The organism is Klebsiella sp. K-Nf6 (genome assembly GCF_002806655.1).
Classification (GTDB): domain Bacteria; phylum Pseudomonadota; class Gammaproteobacteria; order Enterobacterales; family Enterobacteriaceae; genus Klebsiella; species Klebsiella variicola.
Genome location: NZ_PIBN01000006.1, coordinates 136,764 through 154,425, shown reverse-complemented (window position 1 = coordinate 154,425; position 17,662 = coordinate 136,764). Strand labels below are relative to the sequence as shown.

The 17,662-nt window shown below is 61.6% G+C and carries 21 protein-coding genes; 19 read left to right on the top strand and 2 right to left on the bottom strand.

From position 1 onward, the window contains the following. Positions 1-7: 7 nt before the first annotated feature. The 16 genes from CWM61_RS12470 (at position 8) to CWM61_RS12395 (ending at position 12,768) form a co-directional block, all read left to right on the top strand. On the top strand, positions 8-1,840 hold the full coding sequence (locus CWM61_RS12470; protein WP_100631316.1) for a diol dehydratase reactivase subunit alpha: 1,833 nt from the start codon (positions 8-10) through the stop codon (positions 1,838-1,840). Continuing rightward, positions 1,830-2,180: a glycerol dehydratase reactivase beta/small subunit family protein gene (locus CWM61_RS12465; protein WP_012540672.1), complete on the top strand. Its 351-nt coding sequence runs from the start codon at positions 1,830-1,832 to the stop codon at positions 2,178-2,180. The genes CWM61_RS12470 and CWM61_RS12465 overlap by 11 nt, the downstream gene beginning before the upstream one ends. A gap of 18 nt (positions 2,181-2,198) precedes the next feature. Next, complete coding sequence (gene pduJ, locus CWM61_RS12460; RefSeq protein ID WP_002915806.1) at positions 2,199-2,474, top strand: propanediol utilization microcompartment protein PduJ; 276 nt, start codon at positions 2,199-2,201, stop codon at positions 2,472-2,474. A 21-nt stretch (positions 2,475-2,495) separates the two neighbouring features. Beyond that, positions 2,496-2,963 carry a BMC domain-containing protein gene (locus CWM61_RS12455; RefSeq protein WP_074387678.1) on the top strand — a complete coding sequence of 156 codons (468 nt, stop codon included), beginning with the start codon at positions 2,496-2,498 and terminating at the stop codon, positions 2,961-2,963. Beyond that, positions 2,963-3,595, top strand: a complete 633-nt coding sequence (locus tag CWM61_RS12450; protein ID WP_012540670.1) for a phosphate propanoyltransferase — start codon at positions 2,963-2,965, stop codon at positions 3,593-3,595. Before CWM61_RS12455 ends, CWM61_RS12450 begins: the two co-directional genes overlap by 1 nt. Then, positions 3,592-4,083: a microcompartment protein PduM gene (gene pduM / locus CWM61_RS12445; RefSeq protein ID WP_074387677.1), complete on the top strand. Its 492-nt coding sequence runs from the start codon at positions 3,592-3,594 to the stop codon at positions 4,081-4,083. The genes CWM61_RS12450 and pduM overlap by 4 nt, the downstream gene beginning before the upstream one ends. A 3-nt stretch (positions 4,084-4,086) precedes the next feature. Continuing rightward, complete coding sequence (locus CWM61_RS12440) at positions 4,087-4,362, top strand: EutN/CcmL family microcompartment protein (RefSeq protein WP_100631315.1); 276 nt, start codon at positions 4,087-4,089, stop codon at positions 4,360-4,362. 10 nt (positions 4,363-4,372) lie between these two features. Further along, positions 4,373-5,389 (top strand): two-domain cob(I)yrinic acid a,c-diamide adenosyltransferase PduO, encoded by a 1,017-nt coding sequence (gene pduO / locus CWM61_RS12435; protein ID WP_100631314.1) that lies wholly within the window; start codon positions 4,373-4,375, stop codon positions 5,387-5,389. Next, positions 5,386-6,774, top strand: coding sequence for a CoA-acylating propionaldehyde dehydrogenase PduP (pduP, locus tag CWM61_RS12430; RefSeq protein WP_100631313.1), 1,389 nt, complete (start codon positions 5,386-5,388; stop codon positions 6,772-6,774). Before pduO ends, pduP begins: the two co-directional genes overlap by 4 nt. Before the next feature lie 11 nt (positions 6,775-6,785). Beyond that, complete coding sequence (pduQ, locus tag CWM61_RS12425) at positions 6,786-7,898, top strand: 1-propanol dehydrogenase PduQ (RefSeq protein ID WP_074387674.1); 1,113 nt, start codon at positions 6,786-6,788, stop codon at positions 7,896-7,898. Beyond that, positions 7,895-9,247, top strand: a complete 1,353-nt coding sequence (locus CWM61_RS12420) for a 4Fe-4S dicluster domain-containing protein (protein ID WP_100631312.1) — start codon at positions 7,895-7,897, stop codon at positions 9,245-9,247. Before pduQ ends, CWM61_RS12420 begins: the two co-directional genes overlap by 4 nt. Before the next feature lie 2 nt (positions 9,248-9,249). Then, positions 9,250-9,804, top strand: coding sequence for a propanediol utilization microcompartment protein PduT (pduT, locus tag CWM61_RS12415; RefSeq protein WP_023298168.1), 555 nt, complete (start codon positions 9,250-9,252; stop codon positions 9,802-9,804). After that, positions 9,804-10,154, top strand: coding sequence for a propanediol utilization microcompartment protein PduU (pduU, locus tag CWM61_RS12410; protein WP_074387672.1), 351 nt, complete (start codon positions 9,804-9,806; stop codon positions 10,152-10,154). The genes pduT and pduU overlap by 1 nt, the downstream gene beginning before the upstream one ends. A gap of 4 nt (positions 10,155-10,158) precedes the next feature. After that, positions 10,159-10,599 carry a propanediol utilization protein PduV gene (gene pduV / locus CWM61_RS12405; RefSeq protein ID WP_100631311.1) on the top strand — a complete coding sequence of 147 codons (441 nt, stop codon included), beginning with the start codon at positions 10,159-10,161 and terminating at the stop codon, positions 10,597-10,599. Then, complete coding sequence (locus CWM61_RS12400; protein WP_100631310.1) at positions 10,596-11,810, top strand: acetate/propionate family kinase; 1,215 nt, start codon at positions 10,596-10,598, stop codon at positions 11,808-11,810. The genes pduV and CWM61_RS12400 overlap by 4 nt, the downstream gene beginning before the upstream one ends. 91 nt (positions 11,811-11,901) lie before the next feature. Continuing rightward, positions 11,902-12,768: an L-threonine kinase gene (locus CWM61_RS12395; protein WP_133122271.1), complete on the top strand. Its 867-nt coding sequence runs from the start codon at positions 11,902-11,904 to the stop codon at positions 12,766-12,768. A gap of 3 nt (positions 12,769-12,771) precedes the next feature. Here the strand turns inward: CWM61_RS12395 and cobD are convergent, their stop codons facing one another. Then, on the bottom strand, positions 12,772-13,848 hold the full coding sequence (cobD, locus tag CWM61_RS12390; RefSeq protein ID WP_100631308.1) for a threonine-phosphate decarboxylase CobD: 1,077 nt from the start codon (positions 13,846-13,848) through the stop codon (positions 12,772-12,774). Between the two features lie 17 nt (positions 13,849-13,865). Then, positions 13,866-15,119 carry an N-acetylmuramoyl-L-alanine amidase AmiC gene (amiC, locus tag CWM61_RS12385; protein WP_008806319.1) on the bottom strand — a complete coding sequence of 418 codons (1,254 nt, stop codon included), beginning with the start codon at positions 15,117-15,119 and terminating at the stop codon, positions 13,866-13,868. A gap of 227 nt (positions 15,120-15,346) precedes the next feature. On the opposite strand from amiC, the gene argA reads away from it, so the two are divergent. The 3 genes from argA to CWM61_RS12370 all read left to right on the top strand — a co-directional run bounded on the left by argA (position 15,347) and on the right by CWM61_RS12370 (position 17,619). After that, complete coding sequence (gene argA / locus CWM61_RS12380) at positions 15,347-16,678, top strand: amino-acid N-acetyltransferase (protein WP_061153427.1); 1,332 nt, start codon at positions 15,347-15,349, stop codon at positions 16,676-16,678. A 231-nt stretch (positions 16,679-16,909) separates the two neighbouring features. Further along, entirely contained in the window at positions 16,910-17,230 is a 321-nt protein-coding gene (locus tag CWM61_RS12375; protein ID WP_100631307.1) for a hypothetical protein, read from the top strand. A 68-nt stretch (positions 17,231-17,298) separates the two neighbouring features. Beyond that, positions 17,299-17,619: a hypothetical protein gene (locus CWM61_RS12370; RefSeq protein WP_077268448.1), complete on the top strand. Its 321-nt coding sequence runs from the start codon at positions 17,299-17,301 to the stop codon at positions 17,617-17,619. Positions 17,620-17,662: the final 43 nt, after the last annotated feature.

The following is a 17,662-nucleotide window of genomic DNA, read 5'->3' as shown; positions in this document are numbered from 1 at the left end:
GGCAAGCATGCGCTATATCGCTGGCATTGATATTGGCAACTCATCGACAGAGGTCGCCCTGGCGACGGTCGATGACGCAGGTGTGCTGAACATCCGCCACAGCGCGCTGGCTGAAACCACCGGTATTAAAGGCACATTACGTAATGTGTTCGGTATTCAGGAGGCGCTAACACAGGCGGCAAAAGCGGCAGGCATTCAGGTCAGCGATATCTCGCTTATTCGCATTAACGAAGCCACGCCGGTCATTGGCGATGTGGCGATGGAGACCATTACGGAAACCATCATCACCGAGTCCACCATGATCGGCCACAACCCGAAGACACCCGGCGGCGTCGGACTGGGGGTCGGTATCACCATCACACCGGAGGCGCTGCTGTCCTGCTCCGCGGAGTCCCCCTATATTCTGGTGGTCTCCTCGGCCTTTGACTTTGCCGATGTCGCCGCGATGGTCAATGCGGCAACGGCGGCGGGCTATCAGATAACCGGCATTATTTTGCAGCAGGATGACGGCGTGCTGGTTAATAACCGGCTACAGCAACCGCTGCCGGTGATCGATGAAGTTCACCATATCGACCGTATTCCACTTGGCATGCTGGCGGCGGTCGAGGTCGCTTTACCCGGCAAGATCATCGAAACGCTCTCCAACCCCTACGGTATTGCGACCGTTTTCGATCTCAACGCCGAGGAGACCAAAAATATCGTGCCAATGGCGCGGGCGCTGATTGGTAATCGTTCGGCCGTAGTGGTGAAAACCCCCTCCGGTGACGTTAAGGCCCGCACTATTCCGGCGGGGAATCTGCTGCTCATCGCTCAGGGGCGCAGCGTACAGGTTGATGTGGCCGCCGGGGCGGAAGCCATCATGAAGGCGGTTGACGGCTGCGGCAAACTGGACAACGTCGCGGGAGAAGCGGGCACGAATATCGGCGGCATGCTTGAGCATGTGCGCCAGACCATGGCGGAGCTCACCAATAAGCCAGCTCAGGAGATCCGCATTCAGGATCTGCTGGCCGTTGATACGGCGGTGCCGGTCAGTGTGACCGGCGGCCTGGCAGGTGAGTTCTCGCTGGAGCAGGCGGTGGGTATCGCCTCGATGGTCAAGTCGGATCGCCTGCAGATGGCCCTGATCGCCCGTGAAATTGAGCACAAACTGCAGATTGCGGTTCAGGTGGGTGGCGCCGAGGCGGAAGCGGCCATTCTCGGGGCGCTCACCACTCCCGGCACCACGCGCCCGCTGGCGATCCTCGATCTGGGCGCCGGGTCGACCGACGCCTCGATTATCAATGCGCAAGGGGAGATCAGCGCCACTCACCTGGCCGGCGCCGGCGATATGGTCACGATGATCATCGCCCGCGAGCTGGGGCTTGAGGACCGCTACCTGGCGGAAGAGATCAAAAAATACCCGCTGGCGAAAGTCGAAAGCCTGTTTCATCTGCGTCATGAAGACGGCAGCGTCCAGTTTTTTCCGTCGGCCTTACCACCGGCGGTATTTGCCCGCGTCTGCGTGGTGAAACCGGATGAACTGGTTCCCCTGCCCGGCGATCTGCCGCTGGAGAAAGTGCGCGCCATTCGCCGTAGCGCCAAATCACGCGTCTTTGTCACTAACGCCCTGCGGGCGTTACGCCAGGTGAGCCCTACCGGCAACATTCGCGACATCCCGTTCGTGGTGCTGGTGGGCGGCTCGTCCCTCGATTTCGAGATCCCCCAGCTGGTCACCGACGCGCTGGCGCACTACCGGCTGGTTGCCGGGCGCGGCAACATCCGCGGCAGTGAAGGCCCGCGCAATGCGGTCGCCAGCGGATTACTCCTTGCCTGGCAAAAAGGGGGTACGCATGGAGAGTAGCCTCGTCACCCCCGCCATCGTCATTGCGGTCACTGACGAATGCAGCGAACAGTGGCGCGATGTCCTGCTGGGCATTGAAGAGGAAGGCATTCCTTTCGTTCTGCAACCGCGGACCGGCGGCGATCTGGTCCATCACGCCTGGCAGGCGGCGCAGCGTTCGCCGCTGCTGGTGGGCATCGCCTGCGACCGGGAACAGCTCATCGTGCACTACAAAAATTTACCCGCATCAACTCCGCTGTTTTCGCTGAGGTATCACCAGGACAGGCTGGCCCGGCGAAACACTGGCAACAATGCGGCTCGTCTCGTCAAAGGGATCCCATTTCGGGATCGCAATGCTTAATCCACAGGAGAACACAGTATGAATAACGCACTAGGACTGGTTGAAACGAAAGGCCTGGTTGGCGCCATTGAAGCCGCTGATGCAATGGTGAAATCCGCCAACGTGCAGTTGATTGGTTACGAAAAAATTGGCTCCGGGCTGATTACCGTGATGGTCCGCGGAGACGTCGGCGCGGTCAAAGCCGCCGTTGACGCCGGGAGCGCGGCGGCCAGCGTGGTCGGCGAGGTCAAGTCCAGCCATGTGATCCCACGTCCGCACAGCGATGTTGAGGCCATTCTGCCGAAATCCGTCTGACCTGGAAAGAAGGAGCACCGCGTGAAGCAATCACTGGGATTACTTGAGGTCAGCGGCCTGGCCCTGGCCATCACCTGCGCCGACGCCATGGCGAAAGCGGCCGCCATCACGCTGCTCGCCCTGGAAAAGACCAACGGCTCCGGCTGGATGGTGGTGAAGATCGCCGGTGATGTGGCCTCTGTCCAGGCAGCGGTGATGACCGGGGCCGAACTCGCCGAACGGCAGCAGGGGCTGGTGGCGCAGAAGGTTATCGCCAGGCCCGGCGCAGGCCTGCTGCCAGCCCGCGTCGAAGCGCCTTCACCAACGCCTGACGCCGCTCAGGAAGAGGAGAACGCCACCGTAATGGATGAGCGCAGAGATCCCGCAGACACCCTCCCCCGCCCTGCGGAGCAGGTGACCTGCAACCTGTGCCTGGACCCGCACTGTCCACGGCAAAAAGGCGAACCCCGCTCGCAGTGCCTGCACGCCGGTAAACGAGGTGACGCGTAATGGATAAACAACAGCTGGCTTCGACAGTCAACAAAGTGCTGGATGAGATGCGCCAGCGTCCCATCCCAATCGGTATCTCCAGTCGCCATATCCATTTAGCGGCGGAGGACTATGCCAGGCTTTTTCCCGCTCAGCCCATCCAGCCGAAAAAAGCGCTGCTGCAGCCCGGACAGTATGCTGCAGAGCAGACGGTGACCCTGGTTGGCCCCAAAGGACGATTAAATAACGTGCGCCTGCTCGGCCCTTTGCGCCAGACCAGCCAGGTGGAAATCTCACGCACCGACGCCCGGACCCTCGGTATCGCCGCGCCGCTGCGCATGTCAGGCAATCTGCAGGACACGCCGGGGATCCGCCTGATAAGCCCCTTTGCCGAACTGGAGCTGAGCAGCGGGACGATCGTCGCCCAACGACATATTCATATGTCCCCGCTTGATGCGTTGATCCTGCGCGTCGCCCATGGCGATAGCGTCGCGGTGGCGATCGAAGGTAGCGACAGGCGGCTTATCTTCGACAATGTAGCGGTCCGCGTAGCCCCGGATATGCGTCTTGAGATGCACATCGATACTGACGAAGCCAATGCGGCAGGCGCTGACGCTGCGCAGGCCTGGGCTACGCTGGTGACGAAGCCATGAACCACGCGATGCTGCAGCGTATCGTCGAGGAGGTCGCCGCCCGCCTGCGCCGTCGCGCCCTGAGTACGGCCACGCTCAGCGTGGCCCAGCTCGGCGAAGCGGATATCCGCAGCCTGCTGTGCCAGCACGCTTCGCTGCGCATCGTGCAGGTGGATTTACCGCTGCTGGAACAGCTTACCGGCCAGCGCGCGCTGGCGGCCGCCGGTTGCGCACTGCATGAGGCGATGGCCTGGGGCGTTCGGGTACAGCTAACGCTGCTTCCCGCCCTGCTCCCCGCGCTGGCGGTAAAAAAACTCGCCCGCTTGCCGCTGACGTTCAGCGACCCGCTTGGCCAGCCCGTCAGACTTCACGCCGCGTCGGTGCTCACCTACGCCGATGTAGCCCGCCTCCACGGAGGTTATCTGGTGCTGCGCCGCCACCCCATTATCACCGCCCTCGCCCGCGAAGCGGCCGTCGCGCGGCATGTTCAATTGATTAAGCAGGAGTGAACTATGCATCTGGCACGCGTGACCGGCGCCGTCGTCTCGACGCAAAAATCGCCCTCTCTGAACGGCAAAAAACTGCTGCTGGTGCGCCGGGTAAGCACAGACGACGAACATCCATTTCCGCCCGCGAGCGGCGATGAAGTGGCGGTAGATTCGGTTGGCGCTGGCGTCGGCGAGCTGGTGCTGCTCTGCAGCGGCTCGAGTGCACGCCACGTCTTTAGCGGCCCGAATGAGGCCATCGATCTTGCCGTTGTGGGCATTGTTGACTCACTTGCACGCTAAGGGGGCGCCTGTGGCTATCTATACCCGAACCGGCGATGCCGGCAGTACATCACTCTTTACCGGCCAGAGGGTCAGCAAGACGCATCCGCGCGTCGAAGCCTACGGCACCCTGGATGAACTGAACGCGGTGCTGAGCCTGTGCGTCTGCGCCGTCGCTGAAGAGGAACATCGCGTCCTGCTCGAAGCCCTGCAGCAGCATATTTTCTGGTTCAGCGCGGAGCTCGCCAGCGACAGCGAACAGCCATCACCGGGTCAGCGCTATATCAGCAGCGAAGAGATTGCCCTGCTGGAGCAGACCATCGATCGCGAGATGGCCCGCGTGCCGGCGCTGCACCAGTTTGTGTTGCCCGGACGCTGCGAAGCCGCCAGTCTTCTGCACCTGGCCCGCACCGTTTCCCGTCGGGCGGAGCGTCGGCTGGTCGAGCTGGCGGCAGAGGTTACTATCCGTCAGATACTGCTGCGTTATCTGAACCGCTTATCTGACTGCCTGTATGCCCTGGCGCGCAGCGAGGATCAGGCCGATCACCAGCGCCGCCTCGTGGCGGAGATCGCGGCCCGCTACCTGGCCGCCAGCGGGTCGCCTGCGTCCGACGCGCCCAAAGCCCAGGCCGGGTCACTCTCCTTTCACGAGCTGCATCAACTCACCCGTCAGGCCATCGAACACGCCCGCCAGCTGCAGGTGCCGGTGGTGGTCAGCATCGTTGACGCACACGGTACCGAAACCGTGGCCTGGCGAATGCCCGATGCGCTGCTGGTCAGCAGCGAGCTGGCGCCCAAAAAAGCCTGGACCGCCGTCGCCATGAAAACCGCCACCCACGAGCTCGCGACGACCGTACAGCCAGGCGCTGCGCTGTACGGTCTGGAGAGCCATCTGCAGGGCAAAGTCGTCACCTTTGGCGGCGGATATCCGCTGTGGCGCGATGGTGAGCTAATAGCCGGCCTCGGGATTAGCGGCGGCAGCGTCGAGCAGGATATGGCTATTGCACAGGCTGCCATTGCGGCCATTAACGTGAGAACACATCAATGAATACAGCAGAACTGGAAACCCTTATCCGCACCATTCTCAGCGAAAAGCTCGCGCCGACGCCTCCTGTCCCTCAGCAAGAGCAGGGCATTTTCCGCGACGTCGGCAGCGCCATCGGCGCCGCCCATCAGGCTTTTCTGCGCTATCAGCAGTGTCCGCTAAAAACCCGCAGCGCCATTATCAGCGCCCTGCGGGAGACGCTGGCCCCCGAGCTGGCGACGCTGGCGGAGGAGAGCGCCACGGAGACCGGCATGGGCAACAAAGAAGATAAATATCTGAAAAATAAAGCCGCGCTTGAAAACACGCCGGGCATTGAGGATCTCACCACCAGCGCCCTCACCGGCGATGGCGGGATGGTGCTGTTTGAGTACTCGCCGTTTGGCGTCATTGGCGCCGTGGCGCCCAGCACCAACCCAACAGAAACCATTATCAATAACAGTATCAGTATGCTGGCGGCGGGCAACAGCGTCTATTTCAGCCCTCATCCAGGCGCGAAAAAGGTCTCGTTAAAGCTTATTGCCAGGATCGAAGACATCGCCTACCGCTGCAGCGGGATCCGTAACCTGGTGGTAACCGTCGCCGAGCCGACCTTTGAGGCCACCCAACAGATGATGGCCCACCCGCAGATCGCCGTTCTGGCTATCACCGGTGGCCCTGGCATTGTGGCGATGGGGATGAAAAGCGGAAAAAAAGTGATCGGCGCTGGCGCTGGCAATCCACCGTGCATCGTTGATGAAACGGCCGATCTCGTCAAAGCCGCCGAAGATATCATCAGCGGCGCCGCCTTCGATTACAACCTGCCCTGTATCGCCGAAAAAAGCCTGATCGTCGTCGCCTCCGTCGCTGACCGCCTGATCCAGCAACTGCAGGATTTTGACGCGCTGTTGTTGAGCCCGCAGGAGACCGATACCCTGCGCGCCGTCTGCCTGCCCGACGGCGCGGCGAATAAAAAACTGGTCGGTAAAAGTCCGGCTGCGCTGCTGGCGACCGCCGGTCTCGCCGTTCCGCCCCGCCTCCCTCGCCTGCTGATAGCCGAGGTGGAGGCGAACGACCGCTGGGTGACCTGCGAGCAACTGATGCCGGTGCTGCCGATCGTCCGGGTCGCCGATTTTGACAGTGCCCTGGCGCTGGCGCTGCGCGTTGAGGAGGGTCTGCACCACACCGCTATCATGCACTCGCAGAATGTTTCGCGGCTCAATCTGGCGGCACGCACGCTGCAGACCTCCATTTTTGTCAAAAATGGCCCGTCTTACGCGGGAATCGGCGTCGGCGGCGAAGGGTTTACCACCTTCACCATCGCCACGCCAACCGGGGAAGGCACCACCTCCGCGCGGACGTTCGCCCGCCTGCGGCGCTGCGTGTTGACCAACGGTTTTTCCATTCGCTAACCGGGGGCGCCATGCACACCTTTTCTTTGCAAACGCGCCTCTATAGCGGCCCGGGCAGCCTGGCCGCGCTGCAGCGTTTTAGCCATCAGCACATCTGGATCGTCTGCGACGGCTTCCTGGCACGATCGCCGCTGTTCGAGCGGCTGCGCGCCGCGCTGCCCGCCAGCAACCGCGTCAGCGTGTTCAGCGATATTACACCGGATCCGACCATTCACACCGTGGCGAAAGGGATAGCGCAGATGCAGGCCCTGCGTCCGCAGGTGGTGATCGGCTTCGGCGGCGGCTCGGCGATGGACGCCGCCAAGGCGATCGTCTGGTTCAGCCAGCAGGGCGGGCTGCCTGTCGACACCTGCGTGGCGATCCCCACCACCAGCGGTACCGGGTCGGAAGTGACCAGCGCCTGCGTCATCAGCGATCCGGAAAAAGGGATCAAATACCCGCTGTTCCATGAGGCACTCTGTCCCGATATGGCGATCCTTGACCCGGTGCTGGTGGTCAGCGTACCGCCCACCATCACGGCCCATACCGGACTGGACGTCCTGACCCACGCCCTTGAGGCATGGGTATCGCCGCAGGCCACCGATTTTACCGATGCGCTGGCGGAAAAAGCCGCCAGGCTGGTATTTCGCGCCCTGCCCGTTGCGGTTCGCCAGGGCGACTGCGTCGCGACCCGCAGTAAAATGCACAATGCCTCAACCCTTGCCGGCATGGCCTTTAGCCAGGCTGGCCTCGGGCTCAATCATGCTATCGCCCATCAGCTTGGCGGCCAGTTTCACCTCCCCCATGGCCTGGCCAACGCGCTGCTGCTGACCGCGGTGATCCGCTTCAACGCCGGCGAGCCGCGAGCGGCGAAGCGCTATGCGCGCCTGGCCAGGGCCTGCCGGTTCTGCCCGCCGGAAGCTGGCGAACAGGAGGCTCTCCAGGCGCTGATTGCCGCGGTGGAAACACTGAAACAGCAGTGCGCCATTCCCACCCTCAAGGGCGCCTTGCAGGAAAAATATCCCCTTTTCTTATCGCGAATTCCCGCCATGGTGCCGGCCGCGCTGGCCGACGCCACCCTGCGCACCAACCCGCGCCCGGTCGATGGTGAGGCCATCGCGCGACTGCTGGAGAGCCTGCAATGAGTGAAGCGATAGTGCCACTACCAGACATTGACGCGGCGGAGATCCGCGAGCGCGTCCGGGCCGCCGGCGTGGTGGGCGCCGGTGGGGCGGGCTTTCCGACCCACATCAAACTGCAGGCCCGGGTAGATACCGTGCTGGTGAACGCCGCCGAATGCGAACCGATGCTGAAGGTTGATCAACAGCTGATGGCGCAGCAGGCTGACCGACTGATTCGCGGCCTGGGTTACGCAATGACCGCCACCGGCGCCCGGGAAGGGATCATTGCCCTGAAGGCGAAATATGCTCCGGCGATTGCGGCGTTAACCCCGCGCCTCCCGGAATGGGCCCGGCTGCATATTCTGCCTGACGTCTATCCGGCCGGGGATGAGGTGCTCACTATCTGGCTGGCGACGGGTCGTCGCGTGCCGCCTGCCGCGCTGCCGGTCAGCGTCGGCGTAGTGGTCAATAACGTGCAGACGGTGCTGAATATCGCCAGAGCCGTGGAGCAGGGCTATCCGGTGACCCGCCGGACGTTGACCGTCAATGGCGCTGTCGCCCGTCCGCTGACACTGACCGTACCGCTGGGCATATCGTTGCGCGAGGTGCTGGATCTGGCCGGCGGCGCGACGGTTGCCGATCCGGGCTTTATCAACGGCGGTCCGATGATGGGCTCGCTTATGACCTCCCTGGAGACACCAGTCACCAAAACCACCGGCGGCCTGCTGGTGCTCCCGGGCAACCACCTACTGATCCAGCGACGGCGGCAGGATGAGCGAACGCTGCTCGCCATCGCCCGTACCGTCTGTGAACAGTGCCGTTTATGCACAGATTTATGCCCCCGGCACCTGATCGGCCATGAGCTTTCCCCTCATCTGCTGGTGCGGGCGGTGAACTATCGCCAGGCGGCCACCCCGTCGCTGCTGCTCAGCGCCCTGACCTGTTCGGAGTGCAACGTTTGCGAGAGCGTCGCCTGCCCGGTGGGGATTTCCCCCATGCGCATCAACCGTCTGCTGAAACGTGAGCTGAGGGCGAAAAACCTGCGCTACGAAGGCCTGCTGCGTCCGGCGGACGAGATGGCGAAACACCGCCTGGTGCCGGTCAAACGGCTCATCAGCAAACTGGGGCTTGATCCCTGGTATCAGGAGGCGCCGCTGACGGCGGTGGAGCCGGAGGTGGGCTGCGTCACCCTGCCGCTGCGCCAGCATATCGGCATCAGCGCCATTCCCTGCGTCGCACCGGGAGAGCGAGTCACGCGCGGCCAGCTGCTGGCAGACATCCCTGCCGACGCCCTCGGTGCGCCGGTACACGCCAGTATTGACGGCCAGGTCTCCGCCATCACGGAGCAGGCCATTACGCTTGTAAGAGGTTAATCATGACCCAGGCTATCGGAATTTTAGAACTAACCAGCATCGCCAGGGGGATGGAGCTGGGCGACGTCATGCTAAAAAGCGCGAACGTACAGCTCCTGCTTTGCAGAACCCTTTGCCCCGGAAAATTCCTGCTGATGCTGGGCGGCGACGTCGGCGCCGTGCAGCAGGCAATCGCCGCCGGCACGGCGCGCGCCGGGGAGATGCTGGTGGACAGCCTGGTGCTGGCCAACATTCACCCCAGCGTACTGCCGGCGATCAGCGGACTCAACGTGGTCGAGCAGCGGCAGGCAGCGGGGATCGTCGAAACCTGGAGCGTGGCGGCGTGCATCAGCGCCGCCGACCGTGCGGTGAAAGCGGCCAACGTCACCCTGGTGCGCATCCATATGGCGTTTGGTATCGGCGGCAAGTGCTACATGGTGGTGGCTGGCGATATCGCCGATGTCGACAACGCCGTCACGGTGGCCAGCGACAGTGCAGGCGAGAAAGGATTGCTGGTTTACCGGGCAGTGATCCCGCGACCGCACGACGCGCTGTGGCAACAGCTGATGGAGGGATAATGGAACCGCAACCCCCTACCGAACGCATGATCCAGGAGTATGTCCCGGGCAAACAGGTCACTCTGGCACACCTCATCGCCAATCCGGGCAAAGACCTGTTCAAAAAGCTGGGCCTGCCGGACGCGGTCTCCGCTATCGGCATTCTCACCATTACCCCCAGTGAGGCGTCGATCATCGCCTGTGACATCGCCACTAAGTCCGGCGCGGTGGAGATCGGCTTTCTCGATCGCTTCACCGGCGCGGTGGTGTTAACCGGCGATGTCTCCGCCGTGGAGTACGCGCTAAAGCAGGTTACGCGCACGCTCGGCGAGTTGATGCGCTTCACCGCCTGCCCGATCACCCGGACCTGAGCCCATGAAGCGCCTGATGCTTATCGGACCCAGTCAGTGCGGCAAAACCTCGCTGACCCAGGTATTGCGTGGCGAAACGCTGCGTTATCAGAAAACGCAGGCCATCGTCTGGACGCCGGCCGCGATCGACACCCCAGGGGAATATCTGGAAAACCGCTGCCTGTACAGCGCGCTGCTCACCAGCGCCTGCGAGGCCGATGTCATCGCGCTGGTACTGAATGCCGATGCGCCCTGGTCACCCTTTTCTCCGGGGTTTACCGCCCCGATGAACCGCCCGGTTATCGGGGTGATCACCAAAGCCGATTTGGCCGCCCCGCCCCGTCTGGAACAGGTCCGGGCATGGCTCGACGCGGCGGGCGCCGAACATATCTTTATCACCAGCGCGTTAACCGGCGACGGGCTTGACGACCTGCTCGCCTGCCTGAATGCAGAGGAACATCAATGACCTATAAAATCATGGCGATTAATGCCGGCAGCTCTTCCCTGAAGTTTCAGTTGCTTAACATGCCGCAGGGAGCGCTGCTCTGCCAGGGATTGATCGAACGTATCGGCCTGCCCGAGGCCCGCTTTACGCTGAAAACGCCGGCGCAGAAATGGCAGGAGACGCTGCCCATCGCCGATCACCACGAGGCCGTGACCCTGCTGCTGGAGGCGCTGACCGGCCGCGGTATCCTGAGCAGCCTGCAGGAGATAGACGGCGTTGGCCACCGCGTCGCCCACGGCGGCGAACGCTTCAAAGACGCCGCGCTGGTCTGCGACGACACCCTGCGGGAGATCGAACGCCTGGCGGAGCTGGCGCCGCTGCATAACCCGGTCAATGCGCTGGGCATTCGTCTCTTTCGCCAGCGGCTGCCGGCGGTACCGGCGGTGGCGGTCTTTGATACCGCCTTTCACCAGACCCTGACGCCGGAGGCCTGGCTCTATCCCCTGCCCTGGCGCTATTACGCCGAGCTGGGCATTCGGCGCTACGGTTTTCACGGCACCAGCCATCACTATGTCAGCAGTGCGCTGGCGGAAAAGCTGGGCGTACCGCTGAGCGCCCTGCGGGTAGTGAGCTGCCACCTGGGCAATGGCTGCAGCGTCTGCGCCATCAAAGGCGGGCAGTCGGTGAATACCTCAATGGGCTTTACCCCCCAGTCCGGGGTGATGATGGGCACCCGCAGCGGCGATATCGACCCGTCGATTCTTCCCTGGCTGGTGGAGAAAGAAGGGAAATCCGCCCAGCAGCTCAGCCAGCTGCTGAATAATGAATCCGGGCTGCTTGGCGTCTCCGGTGTGTCCTCTGACTACCGCGACGTCGAACAGGCAGCCGACGCCGGCAATGAACGCGCAGCTCTGGCACTGTCGCTGTTTGCCGAACGCATTCGCGCAACTATCGGCAGCTATATCATGCAGATGGGGGGCCTGGATGCGCTGATCTTTACCGGCGGCATTGGCGAGAATTCCGCCCGGGCGCGGGCGACGATCTGCCGCAATTTGCACTTTCTCGGCCTCGCGCTGGACGACGAGAAAAACCAGCGGAGCGCGACCTTTATTCAGGCGGATAACGCGCTGGTCAAAGTCGCGGTGATCAACACCAATGAAGAGCTAATGATTGCCCGCGACGTCATGCGTCTTGCCTTGCCGCAGGCGCGAGAGCTGGCGGTGTCGGCATAAACGACGTACCTCCTCTTGCGGAGAATCATGGTAACCGGCGGGTCGCCATGCCACTATGCGCCCTGGCGAAGGTAAGCGGAAAGGTGAAAACGTGGCTGTTGCACAATGTCCCGCCTCGTGCGGAGAACTTATCCAGGGCTGGATCCTCGGCAGCGAGAAACTGGTCTCCTGCCCGGTGGACTGGTACAGCACCGTCGAGGTCGAGACCGGGGTGCCGCGAAAAGATGAGCGGCCGCTGTCGCGGGCGATGGTCGACCAGCTGCTGGCCCACTGGGGCTATCCCCCAGCGCTGAGCCAGCAGATCCGCATCACCCTGCACTCAACGATCCCGGTGGCCAAAGGGATGGCCAGCAGCACCGCCGATATCGCCGCCACCGCCGTCGCCACCGCCCACCATCTGGGCCATCCGCTGGATGAGCCGACGCTGGCGCGTCTGTGCGTCGCGCTGGAGCCTACCGACAGCACCCTGTTTCGCCAGCTGACGCTGTTCGACCATAATACCGCCGCCACGCAAATCGCCTGCCCTGCGCCGCCGGCGCTCGACCTGTTAGTACTGGAGAGCCCGCTGACGCTACGCACCACCGACTACCACCAGTTGCCGCGCGAGGCGGGTCTGTTGGCTAACGCCTCCCGGCTGCAGCTCGCGTGGGAGAAAGTGCAGCAGGCCTGCCACTGCGGCAGCCCACAGCTGCTGGGCGAAGCGGCGACCATCAGCGCCATCGCCAGCCAGCAGCTGTTACCCAAACCGGGGTTTGACGCGCTACTGCAACTGGTGGAAAGCGCAGGATTGTATGGCCTTAACGTGGCGCACAGCGGCAGCGTCGTCGGCCTGCTGCTGGACCGCCGTCGTCATGACGTCGAATTTCTCCAATGGCGACTGGCAGACAGCGACATCGCCGCCCACTGGCCGCAGCAGCATCTGCTGGCGATGGTGCCCGGGGGCGTCGCCCTGCAGTAGGCCTCAGGCCAGAGCCCGGCGCAACGCCGCCAGCAGTTGATCGTTTTCGCTGGCGCTGCGGATCGCCACCCGGAAATAACGGCTATCCAGCCCCGGGTAGTTGGCGCAGCTGCGGATCAGCACATGCTGGCGCAACAGGGCGTATTGCAGGTCAAGCCCTGGCCTGTCGCAGCGCAAGAACAGATAGTTGGCGCGCCCGGGCCACACGGTCAGGCCGGCAATCTCCTGCAGTTGCGCGTAGAGACGCGTCCCCTCCTCCTGCAGCCACTGCCAGGTGGCCCGCTGATACTCCCGATCCTGGAGGATAATCTCCCCGGCCAGAGCGGCATAGGCATTGATGGACCACGGCATTTGTCGCTCGCGTAGCCGGGCCACCGCCTGTGCGTCAGCGTTCAGCAGGTAGCCAAGACGCAGCCCCGGAATGGCATAAAATTTGGTGAGAGAACGCAGAACCCAGACGTGCGGGTACTGCGCCAGCAGGGGAATAAATCCCGGCTGGTCGGGCATAAAATCGAGGAAGGCCTCGTCAAGGATCAGGCTGATGTTCAGCGCCCGACAGCGCTGCGCAATGGCTTCCAGCAGGCCCCGCTCCGGCAGCAGGCCGGTGGGGTTATTCGGGGTGCAAAGAAACAGGCAGTCTAGCCCCGGAGTGAGGGCATCGAGGATCGCGTCAGTCAGTTGCCAGCCATCGCGCTCCCGGAGGGCATACTCCACCACCTCGCAATCCACAATCTGCAACGCCCGCCGGTACTCCGCGAAACCGGGAATGACGATCATCGCCCGCCGCGGCTTAAGGCCGTGGACGAGGGTGAAGATCGATTCAGTTTCGCCGTTGCCGGCAAGGATATGCGCCGCCGGCAGCTGATGGTGGGCCGCCAGCGCCTGGTGCAGCTGTTGATACTCAACGTCAGGGTAGCGCTCGGCGCAGCCTGGGTTGTCGACGATCGCCTGCCTGAGCGAAGCTGGCATCCCCAGCGGATTGATGTTGGCGCTAAAATCCAGCAGCTCTGCGGGGGCAATACCCAGCAGGGCGGCGGCCTCGCGGATATTGCCGCCATGGGCGCTTTTCAGTAAGGCCATGTCCCTTTCCTGTGTGGTTATCCGCGACGGGCCAGCGTCGCGCCGTCGGCGAAGTAGGCTTTAATCCCGGCGAGGATCGACTCGGCCACCTCCTGCTGAAATTTGGCCGTTTTCAGCTTCCGCTCTTCTTCCACGTTACTGATAAACGCCGTCTCCACCAGAATGGAGGGGATATCCGGCGCCTTCAGCACCGCAAAGCCTGCCTGCTCTACCCGATTCTTGTGCAGGTTATTGATGTTGCCCATTTTCTCCAGCACCGCTTTGCCAAATTTGAGGCTGTCGGCAATGGTCAGGGACTGCACCATATCGAACATGGTGTGGTCGACATAGCGGTCACCGCTCTTGCTGACCCCACCGATCAGATCCGAGGCGTTCTGCGTCTGGGCGAGATATTTTGCCGCGGTACTGGTTGCCCCCCTGGTGGAGAGGGCAAACACTGAGGAACCGCTGGGCTGGCGGCTGGTAAAGGCGTCGGCGTGAATCGATACGAACAGGTCGGCGCGCTGCTTCTGCGCCTTGGCGACACGCACCTTCAACGGGATAAACACGTCTTCGTTGCGGGTCATATAGGCCTTCATATTGCCTTCTTTGTCGATCAACGCCCGGAGGCGGCGGGCAATCTGCAGCACCACATCTTTCTCGCGGGTGCGATACTTCCCCACGGCGCCGGAGTCTTCGCCGCCGTGTCCGGGATCGAGCATAATGACAATCGGCCGGTCACGCCCGGCTTTGCCCGGTTGCGGTCCGCTTTGCGCCGGCGGCACCTGACGCTCCAGATCGCCTTTGTTGTAATCCTCGAGCAGCGCCAGCAACGGATCCTGAACATCGGTGGCGTTGGCGGGATAGAGGTCCATCACCAGACGCTCTTTAAAGCCAGCCACCGGCGCGAGAGCAAACAGCTGCGGCTTAACGTTCTGCTTGAGCTCAAAGACCATGCGCACGGTTTGCGGATCAAACTGGCCCACGCGGGCGGACTGAATAAAGGGGTCGTCATCGCGGATCTGCCCCCCCATGCCCTTCAGCACAGAGTTCAGGTTAACCCCTTCAAGATCCACCACCACCCGCTCCGGGTTACTGAGGGCAAACTGCCGGTATTTCAGCACATGATTCGATTCTACCGTGACGCGCGTGTAGGTCGATGCTGGCCAGACACGGACGGCGACCACTCGCGCATCGGCAGCCAGCCCCACAGGGCTCACGCTCATTAACCACATGGCGCCCGCGCCCTGCAACAGACGGCGACGGCTTAATCCAGAGTTGTTTCCCGACATGCCACTCCCAAGCAATAAAAACGCATTTGTACCCAAAACAAACAGATTGACCAGAAACTTTAACGAAAGGCATATAACCTGTCATCTATAAAAGGGTAAACATTCATTGACACCCTGCGCCGGGTCACATGTTTTTCGTGGCTTAGCCTAAAATTGGCACTTGCGTTTAACGGCAAAACAGAATAAAAATACAATAATTACGAATAATCATGCATTGAGGGTTTGTCATGGTGAAGGAACGTCGCACTGAACTGGTAGAAGGATTCCGCCATTCTGTTCCCTATATTAATGCCCATCGGGGAAAAACGTTTGTCATCATGCTGGGCGGCGAAGCCATTGAGCATGAGAATTTTTCAAGTATTGTCAATGATATAGGATTACTGCATAGCCTGGGCATTCGTCTGGTCGTGGTCTATGGCGCCCGCCCGCAGATTGACGCTAACCTCGCCGAGCACCATCACGAGCCGGTCTATCACAAGCAGACGCGAGTGACTGACGCTAAAACGCTTGAGCTGGTTAAGCAAGCGGCGGGGATGCTGCAGCTGGAGATCACCGCCCGCCTGTCGATGAGCCTCAACAATACCCCGCTGCAGGGAGCCCATATCAACGTCGTCAGCGGCAACTTTATCATTGCCCAGCCGCTGGGTGTCGATGACGGTGTCGATTATTGCCACAGCGGACGCATTCGCCGCATTGACGAAGAGGCGATTCATCGTCAGCTCGACAGTGGCGCCATTGTGCTGATGGGGCCGGTCGCGGTGTCGGTCACCGGCGAGAGTTTTAACCTGACCTCTGAAGAGATCGCCACCCAGCTGGCCATTAAGCTGAAGGCAGAGAAAATGATCGGCTTCTGTTCGTCGCAGGGGGTCTACAACCAGGAAGGGGAAATTGTCTCCGAACTGTTCCCCAACGAAGCACAGGCCCGCGTCGAAGAGCTGGAAGCGGACGAAGATTATAACTCCGGTACCGTGCGCTTTCTGCGCGGGGCCGTGAAGGCCTGCCGCAGCGGCGTGCGGCGCTGCCACCTGATCAGCTATCAGGAAGACGGCGCACTGCTGCAGGAGCTGTTCTCACGCGACGGCATCGGCACCCAGATCGTGATGGAGAGCGCGGAGCAGATCCGCCGGGCGACCATCAACGATATCGGCGGTATTCTTGAGCTAATAAGCCCGCTTGAGCAGCAGGGCATCCTGGTGCGCCGCTCCCGTGAGCAGCTGGAGATGGAGATCGACAAATTCACCATTATTCAGCGCGATAACACCACTATCGCCTGCGCTGCCCTCTATCCTTTCCCGGAAGAGAAGATCGGCGAAATGGCCTGCGTGGCGGTGCATCCGGATTACCGGAGCTCGTCGCGGGGAGAGGTGCTGCTGGAGCGTATTGCCGCCCAGGCCAGACAGATGGGGCTGAGCAAGCTGTTCGTGCTAACCACCCGCAGCATCCACTGGTTCCAGGAGCGCGGCTTCACGCCGGTGGATATCGACCTGCTGCCAGAGAGTAAAAAGCAGATGTATAACTATCAGCGCCGGTCGAAGGTGCTGATGGCCGACCTCGCTTAAGCCCTTCTTCACTCTTTCTAACGGCCCGGGATAAAACAGCGTTTATCGTCTCATTCCGGGCCGTTCTTCAGCCCCTCTTCGCAACGGCGCCTGTCTGCGACACGCGGGCGAAATTCCTGGTTTCCGCGCAGACCATTTCTTTCTCGCTGGCTCACCGATATGCTACTGGCTGTCGACAGGACGTCGACTGGCACAACGGCCACCACCCGCCCTGCAAGGATCGCTGAAATAATGGAAACCAAACCGAACTGGCTGGTCAGACATATCAACCTCATTACCGCCACGGTCACCCTCTATCCGTGGTTGCTGATGATATTGCTCCTCTGGGATAACCAGCGCCATCATCAGCATGGTTATGCCGCACTCGGCGCCGCCATCGCGATATTATTCCTGCTGGCCCTGACATCCGGCATGAATGTTCTCATCTCCTCGCTGGTGATTTTTGTTGCCCGCTGTTCCTCCCCACCGCTGGCCAGCGGCGCGGCAGTCCGCTTTTTCGCGATGAATTCGATATCACTATTGTGGCTCGTACTGCTGGTCATATGGCCTTAAAGCGCCCCACCGTCATCATGATTCAGGCGAAACGCACGATAAATATTTCATTACGCTAAGGACAGATAATGACTATAGAAAAGCAGCCCAACTGGGTGACCCGAAACATCAAAAATATCGTGCTGGTCATCTCCCTTTATCCCTGGGTACTGTTGCTGATAACGATGATGGCGGGTAGCGGAGGCCCCTCATCCGGCGCCATGGCGGCCGGGCTGATGGGGGCATTGCTGTTTATCGTCATGTCGATAGCCAACCTGATTATTTCACTGGTTGTTATCGTTATTGCCGATCTCTCAACGTCATCACTCCCCATGCGCTATGGGTGGTATTTTTTTGCCATGAACTCGATATCGGGGCTCTGGCTCATCCCCATGTTCTTCAGCTACTGATTTTTCTGCCAGTCCGGGCAACGGGCTGCATTATTTTCCCATC